At 54.5% G+C, this 26,096-nt stretch carries 25 protein-coding genes; 4 read left to right on the top strand and 21 right to left on the bottom strand.

Annotated features, from left to right (window positions below; genetic code table 11):
* Window position 1: 1 nt before the first annotated feature.
* The 8 genes from cvpA to pdxB form a co-directional block, all read right to left on the bottom strand.
* The gene (gene cvpA / locus FN082_RS16215; protein ID WP_139539191.1) at window positions 2–490 is read right to left on the bottom strand and encodes a colicin V production protein; all 489 of its coding nucleotides are present in this window, start codon (window positions 488–490) and stop codon (window positions 2–4) included.
* Window positions 491–690: 200 nt separating this feature from the next.
* The gene (gene dedD / locus FN082_RS16210; protein WP_142981924.1) at window positions 691–1,377 is read right to left on the bottom strand and encodes a cell division protein DedD; all 687 of its coding nucleotides are present in this window, start codon (window positions 1,375–1,377) and stop codon (window positions 691–693) included.
* Complete coding sequence (gene folC / locus FN082_RS16205; protein WP_142981923.1) at window positions 1,367–2,635, bottom strand: bifunctional tetrahydrofolate synthase/dihydrofolate synthase; 1,269 nt, start codon at window positions 2,633–2,635, stop codon at window positions 1,367–1,369. The genes dedD and folC overlap by 11 nt, the downstream gene beginning before the upstream one ends.
* 72 nt (window positions 2,636–2,707) lie before the next feature.
* Window positions 2,708–3,622, bottom strand: coding sequence for an acetyl-CoA carboxylase, carboxyltransferase subunit beta (gene accD / locus FN082_RS16200; RefSeq protein WP_004870882.1), 915 nt, complete (start codon window positions 3,620–3,622; stop codon window positions 2,708–2,710).
* 194 nt (window positions 3,623–3,816) lie between these two features.
* Window positions 3,817–4,476 carry a DedA family protein gene (locus tag FN082_RS16195; RefSeq protein WP_004123217.1) on the bottom strand — a complete coding sequence of 220 codons (660 nt, stop codon included), beginning with the start codon at window positions 4,474–4,476 and terminating at the stop codon, window positions 3,817–3,819.
* Window positions 4,477–4,503: 27 nt separating this feature from the next.
* On the bottom strand, window positions 4,504–5,316 hold the full coding sequence (gene truA, locus FN082_RS16190; protein WP_139539195.1) for a tRNA pseudouridine(38-40) synthase TruA: 813 nt from the start codon (window positions 5,314–5,316) through the stop codon (window positions 4,504–4,506).
* The gene (locus FN082_RS16185; RefSeq protein ID WP_139539196.1) at window positions 5,316–6,329 is read right to left on the bottom strand and encodes an aspartate-semialdehyde dehydrogenase; all 1,014 of its coding nucleotides are present in this window, start codon (window positions 6,327–6,329) and stop codon (window positions 5,316–5,318) included. The genes truA and FN082_RS16185 overlap by 1 nt, the downstream gene beginning before the upstream one ends.
* A gap of 62 nt (window positions 6,330–6,391) precedes the next feature.
* Window positions 6,392–7,528 (bottom strand): 4-phosphoerythronate dehydrogenase PdxB, encoded by a 1,137-nt coding sequence (gene pdxB / locus FN082_RS16180; RefSeq protein ID WP_139539197.1) that lies wholly within the window; start codon window positions 7,526–7,528, stop codon window positions 6,392–6,394.
* A 124-nt stretch (window positions 7,529–7,652) separates the two neighbouring features.
* Here pdxB and flk point away from each other — a divergent pair, with 124 nt between their 5' ends.
* Window positions 7,653–8,612 (top strand): flagella biosynthesis regulator Flk, encoded by a 960-nt coding sequence (gene flk, locus FN082_RS16175; protein WP_142981922.1) that lies wholly within the window; start codon window positions 7,653–7,655, stop codon window positions 8,610–8,612.
* A 37-nt stretch (window positions 8,613–8,649) separates the two neighbouring features.
* Here flk and FN082_RS16170 read toward each other — a convergent pair whose 3' ends face one another.
* Both FN082_RS16170 and fabB read right to left on the bottom strand, forming a co-directional pair.
* On the bottom strand, window positions 8,650–9,825 hold the full coding sequence (locus tag FN082_RS16170; protein ID WP_139539199.1) for an MFS transporter: 1,176 nt from the start codon (window positions 9,823–9,825) through the stop codon (window positions 8,650–8,652).
* Between the two features lie 205 nt (window positions 9,826–10,030).
* Window positions 10,031–11,248 (bottom strand): beta-ketoacyl-ACP synthase I, encoded by a 1,218-nt coding sequence (fabB, locus tag FN082_RS16165; RefSeq protein ID WP_112212948.1) that lies wholly within the window; start codon window positions 11,246–11,248, stop codon window positions 10,031–10,033.
* Window positions 11,249–11,406: 158 nt separating this feature from the next.
* Here fabB and mnmC point away from each other — a divergent pair, with 158 nt between their 5' ends.
* A complete protein-coding gene (gene mnmC, locus FN082_RS16160; protein ID WP_142981921.1) occupies window positions 11,407–13,395 on the top strand; it encodes a bifunctional tRNA (5-methylaminomethyl-2-thiouridine)(34)-methyltransferase MnmD/FAD-dependent 5-carboxymethylaminomethyl-2-thiouridine(34) oxidoreductase MnmC in 1,989 nt (662 codons plus the stop codon).
* A gap of 53 nt (window positions 13,396–13,448) precedes the next feature.
* On the opposite strand, the gene FN082_RS16155 is transcribed toward mnmC, so the two are convergent.
* The 6 genes from FN082_RS16155 to prmB are packed head-to-tail and all read right to left on the bottom strand — an operon-like array spanning window position 13,449 to window position 17,999.
* On the bottom strand, window positions 13,449–13,727 hold the full coding sequence (locus FN082_RS16155; RefSeq protein WP_139539201.1) for a YfcL family protein: 279 nt from the start codon (window positions 13,725–13,727) through the stop codon (window positions 13,449–13,451).
* Window positions 13,728–13,758: 31 nt separating this feature from the next.
* On the bottom strand, window positions 13,759–14,307 hold the full coding sequence (locus FN082_RS16150) for an elongation factor P hydroxylase (protein ID WP_139539202.1): 549 nt from the start codon (window positions 14,305–14,307) through the stop codon (window positions 13,759–13,761).
* Window positions 14,307–15,116, bottom strand: coding sequence for a sulfite exporter TauE/SafE family protein (locus FN082_RS16145; RefSeq protein WP_139539203.1), 810 nt, complete (start codon window positions 15,114–15,116; stop codon window positions 14,307–14,309). Before FN082_RS16145 ends, FN082_RS16150 begins: the two co-directional genes overlap by 1 nt.
* On the bottom strand, window positions 15,116–15,940 hold the full coding sequence (mepA, locus tag FN082_RS16140) for a penicillin-insensitive murein endopeptidase (RefSeq protein WP_142981920.1): 825 nt from the start codon (window positions 15,938–15,940) through the stop codon (window positions 15,116–15,118). Before mepA ends, FN082_RS16145 begins: the two co-directional genes overlap by 1 nt.
* A gap of 3 nt (window positions 15,941–15,943) precedes the next feature.
* Window positions 15,944–17,029 carry a chorismate synthase gene (gene aroC, locus FN082_RS16135; RefSeq protein ID WP_139539205.1) on the bottom strand — a complete coding sequence of 362 codons (1,086 nt, stop codon included), beginning with the start codon at window positions 17,027–17,029 and terminating at the stop codon, window positions 15,944–15,946.
* A 37-nt stretch (window positions 17,030–17,066) separates the two neighbouring features.
* Window positions 17,067–17,999 carry a 50S ribosomal protein L3 N(5)-glutamine methyltransferase gene (gene prmB, locus FN082_RS16130; RefSeq protein WP_142981919.1) on the bottom strand — a complete coding sequence of 311 codons (933 nt, stop codon included), beginning with the start codon at window positions 17,997–17,999 and terminating at the stop codon, window positions 17,067–17,069.
* Between the two features lie 167 nt (window positions 18,000–18,166).
* Between prmB and smrB the strand changes: the two genes are divergently transcribed.
* Window positions 18,167–18,718 (top strand): endonuclease SmrB, encoded by a 552-nt coding sequence (gene smrB / locus FN082_RS16125; RefSeq protein WP_139539207.1) that lies wholly within the window; start codon window positions 18,167–18,169, stop codon window positions 18,716–18,718.
* 22 nt (window positions 18,719–18,740) lie between these two features.
* On the opposite strand, the gene sixA is transcribed toward smrB, so the two are convergent.
* The 4 genes from sixA to FN082_RS16105 form a co-directional block, all read right to left on the bottom strand.
* Window positions 18,741–19,226: a phosphohistidine phosphatase SixA gene (gene sixA / locus FN082_RS16120; protein WP_142466210.1), complete on the bottom strand. Its 486-nt coding sequence runs from the start codon at window positions 19,224–19,226 to the stop codon at window positions 18,741–18,743.
* A gap of 209 nt (window positions 19,227–19,435) precedes the next feature.
* Window positions 19,436–21,580 carry a fatty acid oxidation complex subunit alpha FadJ gene (fadJ, locus tag FN082_RS16115; RefSeq protein WP_142462025.1) on the bottom strand — a complete coding sequence of 715 codons (2,145 nt, stop codon included), beginning with the start codon at window positions 21,578–21,580 and terminating at the stop codon, window positions 19,436–19,438.
* A complete protein-coding gene (fadI, locus tag FN082_RS16110; protein WP_139539210.1) occupies window positions 21,580–22,890 on the bottom strand; it encodes an acetyl-CoA C-acyltransferase FadI in 1,311 nt (436 codons plus the stop codon). The genes fadJ and fadI overlap by 1 nt, the downstream gene beginning before the upstream one ends.
* A gap of 159 nt (window positions 22,891–23,049) precedes the next feature.
* Window positions 23,050–23,334 carry a YfcZ/YiiS family protein gene (locus tag FN082_RS16105; protein ID WP_139539211.1) on the bottom strand — a complete coding sequence of 95 codons (285 nt, stop codon included), beginning with the start codon at window positions 23,332–23,334 and terminating at the stop codon, window positions 23,050–23,052.
* A 371-nt stretch (window positions 23,335–23,705) separates the two neighbouring features.
* Between FN082_RS16105 and fadL the strand changes: the two genes are divergently transcribed.
* Complete coding sequence (gene fadL, locus FN082_RS16100; RefSeq protein ID WP_180349586.1) at window positions 23,706–25,046, top strand: long-chain fatty acid transporter FadL; 1,341 nt, start codon at window positions 23,706–23,708, stop codon at window positions 25,044–25,046.
* Between the two features lie 62 nt (window positions 25,047–25,108).
* Here fadL and mlaA read toward each other — a convergent pair whose 3' ends face one another.
* A complete protein-coding gene (gene mlaA / locus FN082_RS16095; protein ID WP_112212936.1) occupies window positions 25,109–25,870 on the bottom strand; it encodes a phospholipid-binding lipoprotein MlaA in 762 nt (253 codons plus the stop codon).
* Window positions 25,871–26,096: the final 226 nt, after the last annotated feature.

Here is a 26,096-nt window from a genome sequence, read left to right as displayed (position 1 = left end):
CTTATGCTTTGGGCAAGAAACTTGACGAGCTCTGCAGATAGTCAAAAAACCATCTGATAACGAAACTGAACTGCGGGATAAGCTCAGACTTTTGCCAGTCTTCGCTCTTCGCCATACTGGTAAAGCTATCGAGAAAGAACAGAATCGCTGAGACGATTAGCACACCGCGCAGGGCGCCAAAGCAGATCCCTAACACCCTGTCGGTACCCGACAGGCCGGTCTTTTCCACCAGCTGACCTATCACAAAGTTAACGATAGCGCCGACGATAAGCGTTGCGATAAACAGTATCGCGATAGCAATCCCATTTCGGACCAGTTCGTCTTCAAAGCCCGTGAACCAGACAGCCAGGTAAGTGTAGTAATGACTGGCAACAAAGAAAGCGCATCCCCAGGTTACCAGCGATAAAGCTTCACGAACAAAGCCGCGGATCAGGCTGACCAAAGAGGAAAAACCAATCACCGCAATTATGGCGTAATCAATCCAGACCATATACGTCCCACGATTTTTACGCCCTGTCGTCCGGTTCGGGGCGCATTCTAACAGAAAAAGAAAACGTTTGCGTAGGGATTTCCGTGCCCTACAGAAATAAAAATGGCGCTGAAAAAACATTCAACGCCATACTGCCTTTCGCCTCTTCAGGGCGCGTCAGACAGGGGTTTCAGCACGCTTCTCTTTAAAAAAAGAGAGGGTTAGTTCGGGCTGTAGCCCATCACCACGCCGCTAAGTCCTGAAAGTTGCTGCAGTTCGCCAAGTTGCCCCTTCAGCTTATCTCTTGAGGCATCCGGGCCAACCAAAATACGGGTAATTTTACCCTGCACCGGCGTCGAAGGCGACGTGTAAACTTTAAAGCCAGAAGCGCGCAGTTTACCGACGATCTCGTTGACCTTATCGGCATTCTTCAGCGCGCCTAACTGCACAACATACGCTTTACCGGTCGGTGCCGGAATTTCAGCCTGCTGCTGCGGTTTAGGGGTCGGCGCTTGCGCCGCGACCTGCTGCTGCGGCTGTGGTTTCTCAACCAGCTTCGGCTGAGGTTTAGGCTGAGGCTGCGGTTTTGGCGCGACAACCGGCTCCTGCACCACATCAAAACTGTTATTGTTCACCGGGATCCGCGATGGATCCAACGATGGCGCGGCGGCGTCTCCGGCTCTCACCTCTTCCGCCGCCCCTTCAGGAGGCTGCGAAGGCAGCGCCTGAGTTGCCGCAGGCAGCATATCCGGCTCATCACGATCCCCCGGTTTTGGCACCAGCGGAATTGCGGCAAACTCATCCTGATAATGTTTTTTCTGACCATCGAGCAGCCCTGGCAGGATTATCACCCCCAGCGCCACCAGCACAATCGTCCCGACTAAACGGTTCTGAAACTTACTCGCCACAGATTCTCCCCGCGTCTATCTCTTCCATTACATGCGCCACCGTGTGAAATGAACCACACACCAGCACCGTATCCTCAGGTCTGGCATCCGCCATCGCGGCATGCCAAGCCTGCGCGACGCTAGTATAGACGTTGCCTGTAGGTAAATGTTCCAGCAGCTGCTCTGCCGTGGCTCCGCGCGGCCCTTCCAGCGGTGCGCAGTACCAGTCGTCAACTTCCGTCTGCAGATTTGCCAACGTACCTGCGATATCCTTGTCATGCAGCATACCAATAACCGCCAGCACGCGCCCCGTTTTCAACAAGGTTTTGAGACGCCCGGCGAGATACGCCGCCGCGTGCGGATTGTGCGCGACATCAAGGATCACCCGAGGTGCCTCACTGATTATCTGAAAACGCCCCGGCAGCATCGCGTTTTGAATTCCGTCACGAATCGCCTGCTCGCTAACCTTGAGCCCGCTGGCACGCAGGGCTGCGAGCGCGGTTGCCGCATTCGGCAGCGGTACCAGCGGCAGCGGCAGATTGGCCAGCGTGCCGCTTTCATCGCTGAAAGACCAGTTCTGTGCGCTGGCGTCATATCGCCAGTTAACGCCACGGCGCAGGAGATGCGCGCCTTTTTCACTCGCCACCTCGGTAATAGTGAGCGGCATATCGGGTTCACCGACGACGGCTGGTTTGCCTGCGCGGAAAATGCCTGCCTTTTCGCGGCCGATGCTTTCGCGGTCTGGCCCCAGCCAGTCCGTATGGTCAAGCGCGATACTGGTAACTACCGCCACGTCAGCATCGACGATATTAGTCGCATCCAGGCGACCGCCCAAACCGACCTCAAGAATCACCACATCCAACTGTGCCTGCTGGAAAAGCCATAGCGCGGAAAGGGTACCAAACTCGAAGTAGCTCAGAGAAATCTCGCCGCGCGCCGCTTCGATTTCTGCGAAAGAGGTCGTATGCGCGAGCTCTGATAGCTCCTCACCCTGTACGCGCACCCGTTCGGTATAGCGCACCAGATGCGGGGAGCTGTAAACGCCAACTTTAAAGCCCGCCGCCATCAGTACCGATTCCAGGGTACGGCAGGTCGTCCCTTTACCATTCGTCCCCGCCACCGTAAAAACAAACGGTGCAGGTTTTAATACCGCCATCCGCGCAGCCACCTCGCTGACGCGCGCCAGCCCGAGGTCGATAGTTTTACTGTGCAAATGTTCCAGATAAGAAAGCCACGTAGCCAGGGGCGACGCGGCCTGAGGAATAGGTTGTTTTTCCATGATGTCCGGCAAGCGTTAAGATAACTCTGCGTATAAAAAAGGGCAGCGCCGTCAGGCCTGCCCTCTGCATTATCAGGCCTCTGGTTCCTGATCCGGCACCGGTGGCACCACCTCACCTTCGTGGGCGGGTTCCGGATTTGGCGCCGGAAGGTTCATTAGCTTCGCCAGGATACTGGCCAGCTTCAAACGCATTTCCGGGCGGCGAACGATCATATCGATCGCCCCTTTCTCAATCAGGAACTCGCTGCGCTGGAAACCCGGTGGAAGCTTCTCGCGAACGGTTTGTTCGATAACGCGGGGACCGGCAAAGCCGATCAGCGCTTTTGGCTCAGCGATATTCAGATCGCCCAGCATCGCAAAGCTCGCCGAGACGCCGCCCATAGTTGGATCGGTCAGCACGGAGATATACGGCAACCCGCGCTCCTGCATTTTCGCCAGCGCAGCGGAGGTTTTCGCCATCTGCATCAGCGACATCAGCGCTTCCTGCATACGCGCGCCGCCGGATGCGGAGAAACAAATCAGCGGGCAGTTGTCTTCCAGAGCCTGCTCAACTGCGCGAACGAAGCGCGCGCCGACCACAGAGCCCATTGACCCACCCATAAAGGAGAACTCGAAGGCTGCGGCAACAACCGGCATATCATGCAAGGTGCCTTTCATGACCACCAGCGCGTCTTTTTCGCCAGTCTCTTTCTGGGCTGACGCCAGACGATCTTTATACTTTTTCGAATCGCGGAACTTCAGCACATCTTTCGGCTCGAGCTCGCTTCCCAGCTCCACGAGGGAACCTTCGTCCAGCAGGCTATGCAGGCGATTGCGCGCCGACATACGCATGTGGTGATCGCACTTAGGGCAAACCTCCAGGTTGCGCTCCAGCTCTGCGCGGTACAGTACTTGACCGCAGCTGTCGCACTTGGTCCATACACCCTCAGGAATACTTGCCTTACGGGTGGGGGTTATATTGCTTTTAATTCGTTCAATCCAGCTCATTGATAACCTTTCTACCTGAACCTGGTCGATGCCAGTTTTGTCGCAAGGGGCGCATAATGCCATTTTTGCCCCTTACAGACCATGAATGTTGCACATTAAATCATAACATCCCGTAACATGGGATAAAAAAGTGGTCGAACCGCTCACACTTCACGCTTCGGACGGCGGCATACCGCCCGAAGAGAATCGCCGCGTTATTTCGCCTGTTTCGCCGCCGCCCGCTTGTGGCGGATGACTTCAATCACACCAGGCAACACGGACAGGACGATAATCGCCACAATGAGTAGCTTAAGATTTTCCTGTACGATCGGCAAATCGCCGAACAGATATCCTGCGTAAGTGAACAGCAATACCCACAGCAGCGCACCAACCACGTTATACATCGCAAAATGACGATAGGACATATGCCCCATTCCCGCCACAAACGGCGCAAAAGTTCTGACGATCGGCACAAAACGCGCCAGAATGATGGTTTTACCCCCGTGGCGTTCGTAGAAGCTATGGGTCTTATCCAGGTAGCTGCGGCGGAAAATTTTTGAATTGGGGTTGCTGAATAACTTTTCGCCAAACAGCCGGCCAATGGTGTAGTTCAGCGCGTCGCCAACAATCGCGGCAATGACCATCAACAGTACCATTAAATGCACGTTGAGATCGTTAGTTGGCAGCGCGGAAAGCGCCCCAGCCACAAACAGCAAAGAATCGCCCGGCAGGAACGGTGTGACTACCAGACCGGTTTCGCAGAACAGAATCAAAAACAGAATCGCGTATACCCAGATACCGTACTCCGCGACCAGCTCAGCCAGATGCACATCAATATGCAGGATAAAATCAATTAAAAAATGAATCAGGTCCATAATTTGCGTTAGCCCTTAATGACCAGGTTAGTCCGCCAGAAACAGCGGGCCCATCGGCATAACCGGCAGGTCGTAGCGGGCCGGATAGTCCACCGACACCAGATACAATCCTTCCGCTTTTGCCGTTGCGGCGGCAAGCGTCCTGTCTTTTGCCGCCAGAAGTTCTGCAATCCAGCTCTCTGGCTGGTTACCGGCACCTACTTCCATCAGACTGCCGACAATGTTCCTTACCATATGATGTACAAAGGCATTTGCTTTGATGTCCACCACCACATATGCACCATAACGAGTGACGTTAATGTGCATCACGTTACGCCACGGGGTGCGCGACTGGCACTGTACTGCGCGAAACGAGGTGAAATCATTCTCTCCCAACAGGCACTGAGCGGCACGCTGCATCCGTTCTGCATCCAGCGGGAGGTAATAATGGGTTACGCCACGACTCAATACCGCCGGTCGCAGACGATGATTATAGATAACATAGCGATAGCGGCGCGCCGTGGCGCTGAAGCGGGCATGAAAATCTTCCGGAACCTGCTTCACCCAGCGAACCGCGATATCGCCGGGTAGATTCGCATTAACGCCCAGCGTCCATGCGGCATCCTGACGCTGCGAGCGCGTCTCAAAGTGCACGACCTGGCCGGTGCCATGAACACCGGCATCGGTACGACCCGCGCAAAAAACGTTAACAGGCTCATTCGCCACCTGCGAAAGCGCCTTTTCCAGTTTCTCCTGCACGCTGCGCACTTCATTTTGCCGCTGCCAGCCGTAATACTTGCTGCCATCATATTCGATGCCCAGCGCAATTTTATAGACTGGCGGCTGCTCCATCTCAGACATCAGTACAGATACTCCTGAACCAGCTTCTCAGCGATTTTCACTGCCATCAGCGCACCGCCAAAACGGACGTTATCGGCGACGGACCAGAACTGCACCTGCTCCGGCATCCCGTAATCGTTATGCACGCAGCCGACGGATAGGCGGGCGTTGCCGGAAGCATCGCCGACCTGGGTCGGGAATTCTCCCTCTTCAGACAGCTCGATATCTTCGCCGCGGCTAAAGGCATCACGCGCCTCTTCGGCCGCCAGCGGACGCTGCGCTTCAAAGCTCACCATCTGCGCGTGGCCGTAGAACACCGGCGACTGGACAACGCTTGCGGAGATCATCAGCCCGTCATCCTGCAGAATTTTGCGTGCTTCATCGACAATACGACGCTCTTCGCGCACGCTTCCTTCACGGTCTGGTAGCAACGGCAACATATTGAACGCCAGCTGGCGGCCAAAAAAATCGTCTTCATCGATCGGAATGCCGTTCAGCAGTTTGGCGCTCTGCCCCGCCAGCGCATCAACCGCTTTTTTACCGTGGGCGGAGGCGGACAGCAGGTTGGTCACGCTGATGCGCGAAAGTCCACCCTGATCGATCAGCGGTTTCAACGCTGACAGCAGCTGGCTGGTCAGGCTATTCGCTACCGCGATAACGTTGCGATTGCGGTAATCCGCTAATACGAATGGATTTACGTCCGGAACCACCAGCGGCACGTCCGGCTCCAGGGCAAACAGACCACTTAAATCAATTACCAGACAGCCCGCGTTAGTGGCATCTTCAATATACGCGGCGGTCGCTTCGACACCGGCGGCAAAAAAGGCCAGTTGAGCCTGAGTCCAGTCAAATTCCGCAGCATCCTGAACGATAACCGACTTACCTGAAAAACGCAGATGCTCACCCGCGCTTTCATTTCGCGCCAGCGCGTAAATATCCCCCACCGGGAACTGACGATCGGCAAGAGTTTCAAGCAGGGCTTCGCCGACGGCGCCCGTTGCGCCCAGTACGGCAATATTCCAGCCTTCAGACATGGTGGTGTACTCCAGAAAAAAGCGATCCTGCCGGATTATCCAGCAGGAGCATTAAGATGATATTAACGAACAGGATGATGTACAGCGTTAAAACCCAGCTGACGCAGCAGCGTCGCCGCCTGACTATCGCTGCACTGCACGTACAACGAGGACCATTCACGGCGCTCCTGATAATTTTTGCGCAGCTTGTCGAACTCGCCCGCAACGCCGGCAACTTTTCGCAGCGGCGCATCATCGCGGCGCACATCATACACCAAATGCGCCAGCCGTTTTAGCGTCGCCTGATCGAGCGGTCCATGCAGCGTAATACGACCAAACTCTGGTGCCGGTAGTAAGGTGTCCAGCGCGACCTGCTGCGGATGGCCGATAAACGCGCTATAGGCCTCGAAAACCTGCGTCGTGCCGCGCGCTTTTCCTTCCAGGGTATAACCCGCAATATGCGCAGTACCAATATCAACCCGCTTGAGCAGTTCGGTATTCAGGTCTGGCTCCGGCTCCCAGACATCCAGCACTACGCTTAACGGCTGATTAACCTGCAGGCGTTGCAGCAACGCGGCGTTATCCACCACCGGCCCGCGGCAGGCGTTGATTAAAATCGTCCCCGGCTTAAGACGGCTGATCAGCGCCTTATCCGCCAGATGCAGCGTTTTGTATTGCCCTTCTTTATAGAGCGGCGTATGGAAGGTCAGAACGTCCGCTTCCTGCACCAGCTCGTCGAGGGTACGGAAATCGCCCTCATCGCCACGATCGGCGCGCGGTGGGTCGCAAAGCAGCGTTTTTATTCCCAGCGCCTCAAGACGTTTTTGCAAACGCCCGCCTACGTTGCCGACCCCCACGATCCCGACGGTGCGGTCGGTAAGCGCAAAACCATCTCGCTCGGCCAGCATTAACAGCGCTGAAAAGACATATTCCACCACCGCGATAGCGTTGCAGCCGGGGGCTGCGGAAAAACCGATTCCCGCCTGCTGCAGCCACGCCTGATCGACATGATCGGTGCCTGCCGTCGCGGTACCCACAAATTTGATAGCCTTGCCGGAGAGCAGCGCTTCGTTAACTTTGGTGACGGAGCGAACCATCAGCGCATCAGCATCATTCAACGCTTCGGTCGGGACAGGACGACCAGCAACGGCCTTTACTTCCCCCAGGCGGCTAAAAAGCTCACGCGCATAGGGCATATTTTCATCAACGAGGATTTTCACGGTTCAGTACCTGTCTGAGAGCGAGAGTAAACCGGGGAAGTGTGCCATAATCTCGCCGCCAGGAACATCATCACCCGGCCCTTAGTGCAGCAATTTTAGTACCGCAATACGCAAAGGATTAATCATGACACAACCCGTTTCAGGTATGTCCGATCGCCCTCCGGGGACAGGCGAACCTCCGCTTACCATGCAGCAGCGCACCGTACTTGAGCGCCAGATTACGCGCCTGGTGGCGCTAACATCGCAGCAAAATGCGGAAGTGTGGGCCTGTGTTAAACACGATCTGGGCCTGAAAAACGATGCCCCTCTGCTGGCAAATCATTTTACGTCCGCCGAGAACAGCCTGAATCAGCGCTTAATCCTCGCCCAACAAAACCATCACCGTCGGCAAATCCTGGCGCAGCTGAGCGAACTGTTGAATCAGGGTAACAATCGTCAGGCGGTCAGCGATTATATTCGTCAGCATGACGGTCAAACCGCTCTACATGCATTGACCCAGCCGCAGCTGGAGAATGTTTTGCAATTACTGCAAAGCGGTCAACTCTCGATTCCTCAACCCCAGCAGCGCCCGCCAACGCATCGCCCCCTGCTGCCTGCGGAGCACAACACGCTGAATCAGCAGGTGACCAAACTTGCCGCCGCCACTGGCGAATCCAGCAAGCTTATCTGGCAATCAATGCTGGAGCTAAGCGGCGTAAAAAGTGGGGAACTGATCCCGGCCACCCACTTTACTCCCCTGTCTTACTGGCTACACGCGCGGCAAACGCTCAGCTCGCAGACAGCGCCGACGCTAACCTCACTAAAAGCCGCGTTAAAACAGCCCCTGGAAACCGGTGAGTGGCAAAGAGTGATGGATTTTGCGCAAAGTAGCTGGCATGCATCGGCGCAAACGCCGCTCAGCCCAGCTCAGTTGCTGATGTTGCTTAACAAAATTTTCGTGCTCAGGGTCGCCAGAGCGCAGGAAACGCTGGCGATCCCAGCAGTCCAGGCTCCGCCATCGTCACCATGGTTAGTGTTTAAAAAACCGTGGGTTATCGTGCTGACGTTAATCGTAGTGCTTGGCCTGTTGTGGCTGGCGATTTAGAAACCTAATCGGCCCGATGTAGGGCCGAATGATGATTCTATTTACGCAATGACAGTAGCGTCACCATGATCCCCAACACTGCGCATATCGCGGCGGCCAGGAAGACGGAAGAATAGCCTAAAGAGGTTGCAAGCAGCCCGGTTAGCGGCCCGGTGATGCCGTAAGAGATATCCTGAAACGCCGCATAGCCGCCAAGCGCCGTTCCTCGTACCTGCGGCGGTACACGCTTCACGACTTCTACGCCCAGCGCCGGGAAGATAAGTGAGCAACCGCAGCCAGTCAACGCGGCGCCCGCCAGCGCCACCCAGGCATTGGGTGCCTGCCAAAGCAGAGCCAGACCAATCGCCTCAATCAGCAGCGAAACGATGGCGACTTTCACCCCGCCAAAACGATCTGGCATCCAGCCAAACAGTACGCGCATCAGCACAAAGGCCCCGCCAAACGCGGTCAACGTGAAACCAGCCATCGCCCAGCCGTTGCTGGCGAAATACAAAGAAACGAACGTGCCAATGACCGCGAAGCCGACGCCCTGCAGACCAAGACCTATACCGGGTCGCCAGATCATACCCACGACGCTCCACAGTGACGGCCGCTCCCCGCCGTGAGCGGGCGTTTTACGCACCGTGCCATTAATTGCCCATGCGACTAACGGCAGCACCATGGTGACGCAGGCCAGCACCGCAACGCCGTAATGGCTGTAGATCAGCAGCCCCAGCGGCGCACCGGCTGCTAACGAGCCATATATCGCCATGCCGTTCCACGACATCACCTTGCCAGAACGTGAGGGACCAACCAGCCCCATCCCCCAGCTTAAATTGCCGGTAAGCAGCTGACTTTCACCAAAACCAAGAATCAAACGACCCAGTACCAGCAGACCAAACTTTGCCATGACGGGTACCGGCAACAACGCAGCGCATAGCCAGGCACCACCCGCCAGCGCACAGGCCAGCATCCCCTGCAGAACGGAGCGCTTGGCGCCATACTGATCCGCCAGGCGACCGGCATAGCCACGGGTTAATACGGTAGCTAAAAACTGGATACCGACGGCCGCGCCAACCATAGTGTTACCGAACCCCAGTTCCTGATGAACAAACAAGGGAATAACCGGTAGCGGCAGGCCTACGGTCATATAGGTCAGAAAAACGGCCAACGTGATACGAAATAGCGAACCATTCGCTGAAGGGGGATTTTTTGTTTCAGTTACTGCGGACATGCTTTACTCCAGTTCGCAGAGTAAGGCGAGGTGATAGCCACGCCCTCTCCACCTGATTATCAGGGTTAAGGCGCGTTGGATGACGTTAAACGCTTACGCATTATCGGAGAGAATAATGTTGTGGCAGGAGTTTGCCTGCTTGCGCAGGGGTCTGTCAAGAAGACAAAAAAGGGAGCCCGTTGGCTCCCTTCTCAAGGTTTGCTCGTTACGCGCTGTATTTGCGCATCACCAGCGTGGCGTTAGTCCCGCCAAAACCGAAGCTGTTAGACATCACGGTAGTCAGCGCGCGCTCAGTCGGCTCGGTCACGATGTTCAGGCCTGCAGCCTGCTCGTCCATCTCTTCAATGTTGATGCTTGGGGCGATAAAGCCGTGTTCCAGCATCAGCAGAGAGTAGATAGCTTCCTGCACGCCAGCCGCGCCCAGAGAGTGGCCGGTCATCGCTTTTGTGGCAGAGATTGCCGGGCTGTTATCACCGAAAACTTCGCGAATAGCGCCCAGTTCCTTCACATCGCCAACCGGTGTAGAAGTACCGTGGGAGTTCAGGTAATCGATTGGGGTATCAACGCCGTGCATCGCCATCTTCATGCAGCGCACCGCGCCTTCACCGGATGGAGCAACCATATCAGCACCATCGGACGTTGCGCCGTAGCCAACGATTTCAGCATAAATGTGCGCGCCGCGCGCCAGAGCGTGTTCCAGCTCTTCAACGACAACCATACCGCCGCCGCCTGCGATGATGAAGCCATCGCGATGCGCATCATAGGTACGGGACGCTTTTTCCGGCGTTTCGTTGTATTTAGTGGACAGAGCACCCATCGCGTCGAACTCACAGGCCATTTCCCAGCACAGCTCTTCGCCGCCGCCAGCAAACACGATATCCTGTTTACCCAGCTGAATTTGCTCAACAGCATTACCGATACAGTGTGCGGAAGTCGCACAAGCAGAGCTGATGGAGTAGTTCACGCCATAGATTTTGAACGGTGTGGCAAGGCAAGCGGATACCGCAGATGCCATCGCTTTAGTCACTACATAAGGACCTACGGCTTTCAGACCACGCGGGCTGCGCATTGCGTCAGCGCCGAAAACCTGAGATTTAGAAGAACCGCCGGAACCGGCAATCAGACCCACACGCGGGTTTTGCTGATAGACTTCTTCTTTCAGGCCAGCATCTTCAATCGCCTGCTGCATGGAGAGATAGGAATAGATAGAGGCATCGTTCATGAAACGAACCACTTTACGGTCGATCAAACCCGTTGTGTCCAGTTTGACATTACCCCATACGTGGCTGCGCATTCCCGAATCTTTAAACTCTTCAGAGAAAGTGATCCCGGAGCGTCCTTCACGCAGAGATGCCAGGACTTCCTGCTGGTTATTACCAATACTGGAAACGATGCCCAGGCCAGTAATCACTGCACGTTTCATTCAATACCTCTGTCAGTCACACTATATTAAGTTTCGAGTCGCACAATAGCGTACACTTGTACGCCGAACAAGTCCGATCAGCCAAATTGTGTATAAATTTGCGCCCTCAGGCACACATCGTTAAGATCGTTCTACGCCTTGTGATTCGAGTAACTTACGTGAAACAAAACGCCATACAACCTGCCAACCTGGAATTCAACGCTGAGGGTACACCTGTTTCCCGAGATTTCGACGATGTCTACTTTTCCAATGACAACGGTCTGGAAGAGACGCGCTATGTTTTTCTCGGCGGAAACCAGCTTAATGTACGTTTCCCTGATCATTCACGCCCTTTATTTGTCGTTGCCGAAAGCGGGTTTGGTACCGGCCTTAATTTCCTGACGCTGTGGCAGGCATTTGACGTTTTTCACCGTGATAATCCAGAAGCTACCCTGCAAAGATTACATTTCATCAGTTTCGAAAAATTTCCGCTGAAAGCAGATGACCTACGCCTCGCTCATCAGCATTGGCCGGAGCTTGCGCCATGGGCAGAACAACTTCAGGCGCAGTGGCCACTACCTTTTGCGGGCTGCCATCGCCTGCTGTTAGATGACGGACGCGTCACGTTAGATTTGTGGTTTGGCGATATTAATCAACTGACTAACGAGCTTGACGACTCGCTTAATCAGCAGGTGGATGCCTGGTTTCTTGATGGTTTTGCTCCAGCAAAAAACCCTGATATGTGGACGCCGGGCCTCTTTTCCGCGATGGCTCGCCTGGCAAGACCCGGCTGCACTCTGGCCACCTTTACCTCTGCTGGTTTTGTGCGTCGCGGGCTGCAGGACGCTGGTTTCAGCATGCAAAAACGCAAAGGGTTCGGCCGCAAGCGCGAAATGCTTATTGGCGAAATGAATCAAATGCTGAACCACCCCGCGCGTACACCGTGGTTCGCCCGCAGCGGGACGGAAAATCGCGACGCGGCGATTATCGGCGGGGGGATCGCCAGCGCCCTGCTCTCTCTGGCGCTACTGCACCGAGGATGGCAGGTAACACTATACTGCGCCGACAGCGCCCCGGCACAAGGCGCATCCGGCAACCGCCAGGGTGCGCTCTATCCGCTGCTAAGCCAGCACGACCCCGCCCTGGCCCGCTTCTTCCCGGCAGCGTTTACTTTCGCTCGCCGCCTCTATGACGCACTTCCGGTAATGTTTGACCATGACTGGTGCGGCGTTACCCAGTTAGGTTGGAATACCAAAAGCGCCCAAAAAATTGACCAGATGATTGCGCTCAATCTGCCGCCGGAAATCGCCGTTGCCATTGATGCGCAGGCTGCTAAGGAAATAACCGGTGTGGAAACAGGCTGCGGGGGAATAACCTGGCCTGCTGGTGGCTGGCTCTGCCCGCAGCAGTTAACTGCTGAACTGCTGGCTCTCGCTGCAACTCGGGGATTACGCGTTCACTACGACGACCCAGTTGAGAGCATCACGCCTGACAATAATGGCTGGCAATTAAACCAGCGGCAGTACCATGAAGTCGTGGTGCTGGCTAATGGCCATCAGTTAACCCGCTTCAGCCAGACGGAACATCTCCCCATGTATCCCGTTGCCGGTCAAGTTAGCCATATCCCGACAACGCCCGCGTTATCGCAATTGCGTCAGGTCTTGTGCTATGACGGCTACCTGACGCCGCAAAATCCGCACAACCAGCAACATTGCATTGGCGCAAGCTATCATCGTGGGCAGACAGATACCGCATTTAGTGCCGACGATCAGCAGCAGAATCGTCAGCGCCTGATTGATTGTTTCCCGCAGGCGCAATGGGCTCAGGAGGTGGACGTTAGCGCCAATGAAGCCCGCAGCGGCGTGCGCTGTGCAACCCGCGATCATTTACCGATGGTCGGTAACGTACCGGATTATGATGCGACCTTAAGCGAGTATGCTTCGCTGGTTGAACACCAGGAGCAGGCCGCAGAAGCGCCGGTCTATCGCAATTTGTATATGCTGGGCGCGCTGGGCTCACGAGGATTATGTTCAGCCCCGCTGGCGGCAGAAATTCTGGCAGCGCAAATGAGTAATGAGCCATTACCAATGGACAGAGAAACATTAGCTGCGATGAATCCGAACCGTTTATGGGTAAGAAAACTGCTGAAAGGAAAAGCGGTGAAATAATCGAGGAAGACGGGCCCGGTTGAACGAAAGCCGGGCTTTGGCTGGAAGCTGAATTACTGCTGCATCGCCTGCTGATACAAGCTATCCCACATTCCCTGCACCAGAATCTGATCCGGTGGCGACAGTTCGCCCGCGCTGATGGCTTTTTCCAGGCTCTGAGTCACCTTGCTGTGTACCGCTTGCGCTGTATGTTCACCTTCCCCTTCCAACTCAGCCACCGCCAACGTCAGGTGCCCGCGCAGATAACCGCCGGCAAACAGTTCGTCATCACTGGCGTGATCTACCATGTTGTCAATTAACGCCAGAATGCGTGATTCAAACTCCGCGATCATCTTCTTTCCTCATATTATGTAAAACGTGGCCTTAGTGCAGGTCTTCTGGCCACGGGAACTGTTCTGCCGTCAAAGGCGGCGTTTGATAGTATTTTTGTAGCGCTTTAATAAAACGTGCCGGACGCTCGGGGATCCCCTGCTTCAGATAAGCCATTACCTGAGCATGCACCCGCCGCTGAAAAGCAATCCGATCGGGTTCAAAATCCCCTTCCAGATTGTCGCAACTGACGTTAAACGGATAGCCCGCCGCCACGCAGAACAGCCAGTCGAATGCCTGAGGCTTCACCTCAACGTCTTCAAATTTAGACTGGGTCATCGCGTCGCGGCCATCCGGGCAATACCAGTAACCGAAGTCAATCTGCTCGCGGCGTGCCTTGCCGGCGATGCACCAGTGCGATATCTCGTGCAGCCCGCTGGCATAAAAGCCATGGGCAAAGACGATACGGTTGTACGGCGCGTCATCATCTGCTGGAAGATAAATCGGCTCGTCGTCGCCTTTAATCAGACGGGTATTAAAATCATCGGCAAAACAGCCGTCGAAAATTTCGATCAGCTGTTCGTATTTATGCGTACTGTTCATTAGTTCATCCCCAACCAGTGGAGGATCTCCTGTCCATGGCTGTCATAAAGAAGTTTTGCACTCATCACCGCCGAGACGACAACGATCATCGGTCGAATCAGTGATTGTCCCTTGCTAAGCACCAGCCGCGATCCCGCGCGAGCGCCGATAAATTGCCCTGCCATCATCACAAAACCGGTTGCCCAAATCACCTTACCACCAATGATAAACAGCAACAGGCCGCCAACATTGGAGGTCGCATTAAGCACTTTGGCATGGGCGGTGGACTTGGCGAGGTTGAACCCGGCCAGCGTGACGAAAGCCAGCGCATAAAAAGAGCCAGCGCCAGGGCCAAAAAAGCCATCGTAAAAGCCCACGCAGCCGCCAGCGACCAGGGCAAACGGCAGGCCGTACAGGCGTCGCTGCCGATCCTCTTCGCCTAACTTCGGCATCAGCAGAAAATAGAGACCAATACCGATAATCAGGATCGGTAGAATCTGCTTAAGAATATCTGACTGAACGTGCTGCACCAGCAGCGCGCCGCCGGTCGAGCCGATAAACGTCATCAGGATATTGAGCTTCTGATCGGCCAGATTCACCACCTTACGGCGGATGAAATAGAGCGAAGCGGATAGTGACCCGCCGCAGGCCTGCAGCTTGTTGGTCGCCAGCGCCTGCGCAGGGGGAAGGCCCGCCGCCATCAGGGCCGGAACGGTTAATAGCCCGCCGCCGCCCGCCAGTGAATCGATAAATCCCGCCAGAATGGCCACGAAGAACAGCACAACCAGTACCGTCGGTGACACCATAAAAAGGTCGATAAAACTATCCATTAAAGAACATGCTCATCCAGTAGCGCCTGGCAGGAAGGCGGCAGCGGAGGCGGCGTCTTCCTCGCAGGAGAGGTTGATCCCGGTTTTGGTGGTTCAAACCAGCTTTGCAATTCGGCACCACAGCCGTCTCCTGCCGGAGGCGGAGCCTGGTCTTCGCATTCAAGACTGCCCGCAGGGCACTTCAGGCGCACATGCATATGCGCACGATGCTGGAACCACGGGCGAACTTTGCGTAACCAGTCGCGATCGTTACCTGCATCCAGACACAGCTGCTGCTTAATCGCCGGGTTGACGAAAATGCGCGTGACTTCGCTATCTTCCGCCGCCATCTTAATCAACTGACTGATTTGCGGGCTCCACAGAGACGGCACTACGCGCTTGCCGTCGCGAGCCACCAGATCCAGAGCCTGCGGCTTCAGCAACTGTGCGGAAGTCCAGCGGGTTTGCGGCAGTTGCAGGAAAATATCGACGTCCAGCCCGGACTGATGGCTGGCATGACCGCCGTTAAAACGACCGCCGGCCGGCATCCCCATATCGCCAATCAGCACCGTTCCCATCCCTTTATTGTGCGCCTGATTGCTTAGACGCTGAATAAACTGCACGAGATCCGGATGGCCGAAATAACGACGCTGATCGGTACGCATCACCTGATAGCCGGTAGAATTTAACGGCAGCGCCTGTGCGCCAACGATACAGCCATTAGAAAACGCGCCAATAGACTGTGAACTTCCGCTGATAGGCTGCGTGATTTTCTGCCACGGCGTTGCCGCCAGGCTGGTACCGCTGGCGAGGAGCGCCAGCAGTGCGATAACGGTTTTATTCATCTATTACCAGCGTGGAATTGATGTCGTCACGTCGCCGTTTTGCGCGCGCTGACGCATAAAGTGATCCATTAACACGATCGCCAGCATCGCTTCGGCAATTGGGACTGCGCGAATACCGACGCAAGGATCGTGGCGCCCTTTGGTTATCATCTCGACTTCTTCGCCAAAGCGATTAATAGTATGCCCCGGAACGGTAATGCTGGAGGTCGGCTTCAGCGCAATGTTCGCGACGATCTGCTGACCGCTGCTGATACCGCCGAGGATGCCGCCCGCGTGGTTGCTCTGAAAACCCGCTTTGGTAATTTCATCGCGGTTTTCGCTACCGCGAAGTTTCACCACCTCAAAACCATCGCCAATTTCCACGCCCTTCACTGCATTAATGCTCATCAGCGCATGCGCAATATCGGCATCCAGGCGGTCAAACACCGGCTCGCCCAGCCCCGGCGGTACGCCGTCGGCCACGACGGTCACTTTCGCGCCGATAGAATCGCCCTCTTTTTTCAGGCCGCGCATCAGTTCATCAAGCGCTTCAATTTTCTCCGGGTCCGGACAAAAGAACGGGTTCTGTTCAACCTGATCCCAGTCTTTTATCGCCAGCGGAATATCGCCCATCTGGGTCAGGCAGCCGCGGATCACGATGCCGAATTTAGCAGCGAGGAATTTCTTGGCAATTGCCCCGGCAGCCACGCGCATCGCGGTTTCACGCGCAGAGGAACGGCCACCGCCGCGATAATCGCGCAGGCCATATTTCTGCTCGTAGGTGTAGTCAGCATGTCCTGGACGAAAAACGTCCTTAATGGCGCCGTAGTCCTGAGAGCGCTGGTCAGTATTCTCAATCAGCAGGCCGATGCTGGTGCCGGTCGTCACGCCTTCGAATACGCCAGAGAGGATTTTAACCTGATCCGGTTCGCGGCGCTGGGTGGTGTAGCGCGATGTTCCCGGACGACGGCGATCGAGATCGTGCTGCAGATCGGCTTCAGTCAGCGGAATGCCTGGCGGCACGCCGTCGACGATGCAGCCCAGCGCCAGGCCGTGCGACTCGCCGAAAGTAGTGACGCGAAAGAGTTGTCCAATTGTGTTTCCTGCCATCACGGCTCCGTTCTTGTCGTTATGTTTGCGTGTTGTTTTAGTCTTTATAGATGCCGAAATGCGCGCGGGCGGCAATCAGCTGCGGTTTGGTCAGCATAAAGACGCCATCGCCGCCGTTTTCAAACTCCAGCCAGGTAAATGGAACGTCAGGATACTGTTCCATCAGATGTACCATGCTGTTGCCGACTTCACAAATCAGGATCCCGTCATCACTGAGATAATCCGGCGAGCAGGCCAGGATCCGGCGAGTCAACTTCAGGCCGTCGCTACCGGAAGCCAGACCCAAAACCGGTTCATGACGATATTCACCCGGCAGATCTGACATATCTTCTTCATCAACGTACGGCGGATTGGTCACGATCAGATCGTACTGCACCTTCGGCAGGTCGCGGAACAGATCGGAGCGGATTGGTGTAACGTTATGAATTAACCCGTGATCCTCTACGTTCTGCTCGGTAACAGCCAACGCGTCAGGGGAAATATCAACCGCATCGACTTCCGCTTCCGGAAAAGCATAAGCGCAGGCGATAGCGATACAGCCGCTGCCGGTACACATATCAAGAATGTGCTGTGGATAGCGGTCAATCAGGCCAGCAAAATGATTATTAATAAGCTCGCCAATCGGTGAACGCGGCACCAGCACGCGTTCATCAACATAAAACTCATAACCGCAGAACCAGGCTTTATTGGTCAGATAGGCGACCGGGATACGCTCGTTAATACGGCGAATCACCCGCTCAACGATACGGTGCTTTTCGCTGGAAGTCAGGCGCGCGGTGCGCATATCTTCCGGAATATCGAGCGGCAGATAGAGCGAGGGCATTACCAGTTGCACCGCTTCATCCCACGGGTTGTCGGTACCGTGTCCGTACCAGATGTTTGCAGCACTGAAGCGGCTTACCGCCCAACGCAGCATGTCCTGAATGGTATGAAGCTCATTTACGGCTTCATCAACAAAAATTTTATCCACGCTATCTCCCAGGGCACGCTCTGCTATAAATTCGGCGGCTAGTTTGCCACGAAGACGGGGATAAATCAGCATTCTTACGCCAGAGCGAGGGGGAAAAATAGGTTTTCCTTGCCTGAATGTGCGGCGAGTCGGGTAAACTACCAGCAAAGAAAAAATGAGATCAGGTAATGAAAAAGAAAACATCGCTAAGCGAGGAGGATCAGGCATTGTTCCGGCAGTTAATGACCGGCACGCGTCAGATTAAGCAGGACACTATCGTTCATCGCCCGCTGCGCAAGAAAATCACCGACGTTCCGCCCAAGCGGCTGCTCCAGGAACAGGCAGATAATAGTCACTACTTTTCTGATGAGTTTCAGCCGCTGCTGAATACCGAAGGGTCGGTTAAATATGTACGTTCAGACGTCAGCCACTTTGAACTGAAAAAACTGCGTCGGGGTGATTATTCGCCGGAGCTATTTCTCGACCTGCACGGCTTAACTCAACAGCAGGCTAAGCAGGAACTGGGGGCCTTGATTGCCGCTTGCCGTCGCGAGCACGTATTTTGCGCCTGCGTGATGCACGGACACGGGAAGCATATTCTCAAACAGCAAACGCCGCTATGGTTGGCGCAGCATCCGCATATTATGGCGTTTCATCAGGCGCCAAAAGAGTACGGCGGTGACGCCGCACTGCTGGTACTGATTGAAGTTGAAGAGTGGCAGCCGCCGGAGCTTCCGTAATACGTCAGCCCCGGGGTGGGAATCAGATAGCTTTCGCCATCTTCAAATTACAAGGGCTCATTTGCCAGTTGAATTCGCCTTTGCCGTTGGCATTAAGCGTCACGCAGGCAATCGCCGAGGTGGTGAACATCGGGGGTGTTTCCCCCGGGCACAGCTCTGAGACGAGGTACCCCACCAGAGGCAGGTGAGAGACGACCAACGCCGTCGCCACGCCTTCATTTGCCAGCGCCTGGAGATAAGCGCTAACCATACCAACATCGCCGCACGGCGTGAGTTCCGGCATCACGTCGACATCTTTTGGCAGATTCATGCACTCCCCAACAATTTCCAGCGTCTGTTCAGCACGCAGGTAGGGACTCACAAGAACCCGCTCAATATCCACTTTTTGACCTTTCAGCCAGGTTGCCATCTGACGAGACTCATCGCAACCGCAGACGGTTAATGGACGAACCGAGTCACTGGCTGCATCGAGGGCAGCGTCGCCGTGACGCATGATAAAAACTTGCATATTGCACCGCTTTTGTTAACCAGAAGCACCGTAGTCTTACCCGCGTAAACAATACGCAGGTGACCCGGTGGCCGGGCATTGTGCCTGATCCATTCAACGAATGAAACGCTGTTTTTTACCTCAATGGCGTAAGTATAGTCAACTATTGCTTACAAAATCGCCAAATAACAACGCTATTCATTGCCGGATTTACCTTCTTTGACCATAACTTAGGTCATCCGTTCATCAGTGGGCCAAAAGGTCGCCCCCTGCTCGGCCATGTGTAATAAAGTGTCACATGGTGTAAAACGCGGCCCATACTGCGCGGCCAGGCGCTGCAAAATCGCCGCGACTTCCCCCGCCCCCAGCTTATCCATATAGCGGAACGGACCGCCAAGAAACGGCGGGAAACCAATGCCAAACACGGCGCCGATATCGCCATCACGAGCGCTGCGAATAATCCGCTCATCGAAGCAGCGTGCCGCCTCGTTAAGCATTATCATCACACAACGTTCCGCCACCTGCTGCGCTGGCAAGCGAGCCTGTGGAGAAGAAACGCCCAGCAAAGAATAAATCGCCGGGTCGGGCCGTTTTTTGCTTTTACGCCCTTTTGTCTCATAAAGATAGAAACCCCGATTATTTTTTCTACCTTTGCGATCGTCATTCAGAATCGCGCTAATGATGTTTGCAGGCGGGCTAAAACGTTCTCCCCATGCAGCCTCCAGAACAGGGATTATTTTCGTACCGGTATCAATTCCCACTTCATCAAGTAGCTGAATAGGTCCAACCGGAAAACCGTATTTTACCAATGACTTATCAATATGCTCTATCGGTTCCCCTTCAATTAACAGGCGCATCGCTTCATTAATGTAGGGAGCCAGAATACGGTTAACATAAAAACCAGCTTTATCGGCGACAACAATCGGCGTTTTCCCCTGCAGCTTCGCGAGCTTTACCGCCGTCGCGATAGTCTGCTGATCCGTACCAATATGTGGGATAACCTCCACCAGCGGCATTTTGTCTACCGGACTAAAGAAGTGCAGGCCAATAACCCGCTGCGGTCTGCTTGCATATGCAGCGATCTCGCCAATCGGCAAAGACGAGGTGTTTGAAGCAAAGATCGTCTCCGGGCTACCGTTCTGCTCAACTTCACTCACCATTCTTTGCTTAAGAGCAAGGTCTTCAAATACTGCTTCTATAACTACATCGCGATGCGCAAATCCCTGGTAATCCAGAGAACCGGAAATTAACGCCAGTTGACGATCGCGCTCGCTGGCGCGTAGATAGCGGCGACGCACCTGTTTATCGAGCAGATCCCAGCTGTACTTCAATGCGTGATTGATCCCGCGCGGTTGGATGTCCTTAATGCGTACTGGCAATCCTCCTTTACAGGCGGTGACGTAAGCTATTCCCCCTCCCATCAGCCCGCCGCCAAGAATACCTACACTGCGCAGCGCGCCGGGTTCAGCATCCGCACTACGATCTTTTTTCAGATCGGTGCTGGCGAAAAAAATCGACCGCAACGCCTGCGACTGTGGCGTCATCGCCAGCTCGCCAAAAGCCCGGGCCTCTTCGGCATACCCGCTAGCGCAACCCTGCGCCAACCCAGTTTCAATCACCTGCAGAATGCGCTCCGCCGCCGGGTAATTCCCCTGCGTCTTCTGATGCGTTTTTTTCGCCACCAGACGAAACAGCAGGCTGCGGGCAATAGGGCCCGCGAGAATACGCTCACGCACCGACACATTGCGGCTTGCTGGACGACCTTTTAACGCCAGTTCAACCGCAGTTTGCAGCAGAATGGCCTGCGGTACCACGTCATCGACCAATCCGGCCTTCAGGGCCTGACGTGGACGAAGCTGCTTTCCGGTAAGGATCATCTCCAGCGCGCTGCTGACGCCAATTAATCGCGGCAAACGCTGAGTGCCGCCGGACCCCGGCAGCAGACCCAGTTGAACTTCCGGCAGGCCAAGCCGAGTTTTTTCGTCATCGCTGCATACTCGTCCATGGCAGGCCAGAGCCAGTTCCAGACCGCCGCCCAGGCATGCCCCGTGGATAGCGGCAATCACCGGGATCGGCAGAGCGTGGATCTCCGCCATAATTTGTTGCCCCTGCCGGGCCAGCCCCTCTGCTTCCTGAGCAGAAGTGCAGCGGGCAATCATGTTAATATCCGCACCGGCGATAAAGTTATCGGGTTTTGCGGAAATAAACACCGCACCGCGCAGGTCTTTATTGTCGCGAAGCTGACGGATGATTGCCCGTACTTCGCTGGCAAACTCAGCTTTCAGGGTGTTCATTTTTTCGCCGGGTGCATCAATCGTGATAACCGCGATATTTTCCGGACGAACCTCAAGCGTAAATGCCGATACGGTTTCCATTATTCGGCCTCCAGAATCATGGCTGAGCCCAATCCACCCGCCGCGCAGGCGGTGACCAGCCCAAACCCGCCACCGCGACGCCGTAGTTCATGCAGCGTTTGAGTTATCATCCGCGCGCCGGTGGCGGCAAACGGATGACCGTAGGCAATCGAACCGCCAAGCACGTTAAATTTACTCTCATCGACTTCACCGATAGCCCGGGAGCGACCAAGTACTTCGCGGGCAAAGCGATCGCTTGCCATACACTGCATATTCGCCAGCGTTTGCGCGGCAAACGCTTCATGCATATCAATCAAGGTTAAATCCGCAAGCGTTAGCCCTGCCCTTTCGAGCGCCAGCGGCGTCGACCACGCCGGGCCCAGCAGCATATCCTGGCGGACATCAATGGCGGTAAAAGCGTAGCTGCGCAAATAACCCAGCGGCACAAGGCCCAATTCTTTAGCCCTCGACTCGGTCATCAGGATCACCGCCGCCGCCCCGTCGGTTAACGGCGTGCTGTTCGCGGCAGTCACGGTACCGTGTTTACGATCGAAAGCTGGACGTAACTTTTGGTAATCAGCAAGGGTTGAATTTTTACGAATATTGTTATCTTGTTCCAGCGGCTCACGGAACGGTGGGGTGTACGCAGTCATTACTTCTGCTGATAGCTTCCCCTCTTCCCAGGCTTCGGCGGCAAGCTGGTGCGAGCGAAGCGCCAGCTCATCCTGCCGTTCACGACTGATACCCCAGGTTTTCGCCATCTGCTCGGCAGTATCCCCCATACGCAGACCGGTTGAGTATTCAGCAACTGCGGGCGGTACGGGGAGAAGATCGCGAAAACGCAGACGGGAAAATAGCTTGATGCGCTGACCCAGGGTCCGGGCTTTGTTCGCATCAACAAGCGTACGAGCGAGTTTTTTGCTGACGCCAATGGGCAATACGGAAGAGGAATCAGCCCCACCCGCAATGCCTGCACGGATAGTTCCCGCCATCAGACTTTCCGCGACGTTGGCCACCGCCTGAAAGCTGGTCGCACAGGCGCGACTGACGCTGTAGGCGTCAGTGTGTACGCTCATACCGGTTCCCAGAACAATTTCCCGCGCAATATTTGGCGCTTCCGGCATTTGTACCACCTGACCGAATACTAGCTGTTCGATTATTTCTGCGGGGATATTGCTGCGAGCCAGCATCTCGCCGACCACCAGTTTACCGAGATCAACGGCAGGAACGCCGTGAAACGCCGTCGCCTGTCTGGCAAACGGAGTACGTAAACCGCTGACTATAGCAATGCGGTCGCCCTGGCGGGTGACTAGCGATAATGCCTGACTCATAACACTCCCCTGTTAACCGATAAAACAAAGTGGTCTGACCTGATAACAGTTTTAACCAATATTTTACATTAAGCCAATCGGGGAACAGAAAAAGTGCGAGCCAAAACACATTGAAAAGAAAAGATAACGCCCCTGTCAGGAGGGGCGTCAAGGGAAGGATTAACGCAAGCCGAGCTGGAAAATCAGAGTTTCAGCTTCACAGCAGAATATGAAATCAATATCCAGCTGCACGCCGCCATCTACCTCAGTAAAGGTCGGGGTGATTTTGCACGGCTCGGATTCAACGTTACGCGCTCTTTCGCTTAACGCGGCAAGCGTTTCTTCCGCTTCACCACGGTTTGCAAACACGCGGCTATAAGAAGCGGTGCAATCGCTATTGTCCATAATGGTGCCAACATCCATACAGCAGCAAACCGGGGTTTCATCAGCACTGCATTTACTCATCGTAGATTTCCTCTGTATATGCACGCAAGGTGCCAGACAAACAATGAGTTTATTTTAAGCCCGGCGCATGCCCTCCTCCAGCCGTTAATGGCGACAAATAAGATAAGTGAGCGAAATCACACTTAAAAATGATCCAAAACAAAAATCGCTAACTTTGGGTATGACGAACAACGGCAAATTTGCCAGCTGGATCGCGTTTTCAGTATCACAATTGAAAAAACTTATAAACAAACTTGCAACATATCATCTGGTCAGACCTATACTCAGCGCACTGGTCTGATTTCTCTGTCGTAAAGCAGACCCTACACTTCGCGCTTCTGTTACGGCATGTAACATTGTTTAAATAAAAATAACTCTATGAGGTTATGGGCATGAGCCAGAAAACCCGCTTTACCCAATCTGCCCTTGCAGTGGCTGTAGCAATTGTTTCAACCCAGGCCTGGTCAGCAGGCTTTCAGTTAAATGAATTCTCTTCATCGGGCCTTGGTCGCGCTTATTCAGGTGAAGGTGCTATCGCTGATGATGCGGGAAACGCCAGCCGTAACCCGGCGTTAATCATGATGTTTGACCGTCCGGCGATGTCTGCCGGCGCGGTATTCGTTGACCCCGATGTGAATATTTCAGGTAAATCGCCCTCAGGCAGAAGCCTGAATGCAGACAATATTGCCCCAACCGCATGGGTGCCAAATTTACATTACGTCGCCCCGATTAACGATCAATTCGGCTGGGGAGCATCAATAACCTCCAATTACGGACTTGCGACGGAATACAGTACCGATTACGCCGCCGGAACCATGGGCGGTAAAACAGATTTGACCACCGTCAACCTGAACCTTAGCGGTGCTTATCGCCTTAACGATAACTGGAGTTTTGGTCTTGGCTTTGATGCCGTTTATGCCAAAGCAAAAATTGAGCGTTATGCAGGCGATGCTGGCATATTGGCCGCGGGTCAAATTATGCAACAGGTACCTAATCTACCTGCGGCAGCTCGTCCAGCCGCCATTGCAAAAGCACAGCAGCTCGCGGCAATTCCTGCGGACCAACAAATTGCTCGCTTGAAGGGTGATGAGTGGGGATTTGGCTGGAATGCGGGCATTCTGTATGAAGTAGACAAAAATAACCGCTATGGCCTGACCTACCGTTCTGAAATAAAAATCGATTTCGACGGTGATTATCGTAGCAACATGAACACAGCGATTCCGGGTTTTCCTTACCCAACCGGCGGCTCAACCATCCCAGGTTCTCTGACGCTAAACCTGCCGGAAATGTGGGAGCTGTCAGGCTATAACCGCGTTGCGCCAAAATGGGCCGTTCACTACAGCATCGCTTATACCAGTTGGAGCCAGTTCCAGGAGCTGAAAGCTACCGGTTCTGACGGACAAACGCTGTTCTATAAGGATGAGAGCTTTAAGGATTCCTATCGTCTTGCGTTGGGGACCACCTATTACTATGACGATAACTGGACCTTCCGTACCGGTATCGCCTTTGATGATAGCCCAGTACCTGCGACAACCCGTTCAATTTCCATTCCGGACCAGGATCGTCTGTGGCTGAGCGCAGGTACGACGTATGCCTTTAATAAAGATGCATCGGTTGATGTAGGCTTATCCTACATGCACGGTCAACACGTAGAAATCAAAGAAGGGCCTTATACCTTCCGTTCTGAAGGCAAAGCCTGGCTGTACGGTGCGAACTTCAACTACCGCTTCTGATAATCTGCAGCCACAAAAAAGGGTGGACATCATGTTCACCCTTTTTGCTTTCTGCCAATGGATTACTGTGAATCGATATCTTTCAGATCGCCCTCAATCGCCTGCGCGTTCGGGTTTTCATTCGGCGAAAGTTTACCGCCGTTGGCGATAAAGTCGTGACGCTGGAAGTAAGCTTCACGCATTAAGATATACGGATCGGAAGACTGGCGAAGCAAGCCGTCGGAATCCAGCAACTGCGCACGAGTTTCAATTCCCTCAACCATCCATTTACCGATAGACATCGGCCAGGTCAGCCAGGAAAGGACCGGATAGAAGTCATCAGCCATATCGCCCCCTTCATCACGCAGGGTGAAGCTGCCATAGAAAGGCAACTGCATGTATGGACCGTAGCCAACGCCATAATGGCCGAGAGTGCTACCGAAGCGGCTTGGCTCGACGCGCTGTAGTTTCGGGTTCGCCATTCCAGCCACATCAATCAAACCACCCATCCCAAGGAGGGTGTTCAGGAAGAAGCGGGTAAAGTGCACCATCCCTTTATAGGGATCGCCCTTCAGGAAGGAGTTCACCATTACCGCCGGTTCTTCAAGGTTGCTGGTAAAGTTACTCAGGCCATTACGCGCCGGCTGCGGAACATAATCACGCCACGCCACGGCGACAGGCCGGAGAACATAAGGATCGACAACATTGAAGTTGAAGTTGAACATGGTGCGGTTAAAGCCTTCAAGCGGATCTGAACGCCCCTGCGGTTGATCGCCAGAACTAGAACTGGCACATCCGACCAGCAATGTGGCGCCAAGCGCAAGCGCCGACAGGCGAAAATTCATAGGTGTCTCCCTGTTAATTTTAGCTATCGCTGGGGGTTATCCGGGGACAGCTGCCTCCATTAAGATATCGCCCGTAAGCATGTGCCTGCTTTCAGCATAGCCTTCTTTGGCATAATTGTTGCTCCCCGATTCTATACACATTTTGCAATTTCCGTATTGCTAATCTTGTCATTGTGAAGAATTTAGGAGGTTATCCAGCCCGGATAGCTGAAACCACTCTACGATT

Origin of the sequence: Klebsiella spallanzanii, assembly GCF_902158555.1 — a bacterium.
In the GTDB taxonomy this organism is placed as follows: Bacteria; Pseudomonadota; Gammaproteobacteria; order Enterobacterales; family Enterobacteriaceae; genus Klebsiella; species Klebsiella spallanzanii.
The sequence above is the reverse complement of the archived record's forward strand: the minus strand, read 5'-3'. Positions and strand labels throughout refer to the sequence as shown.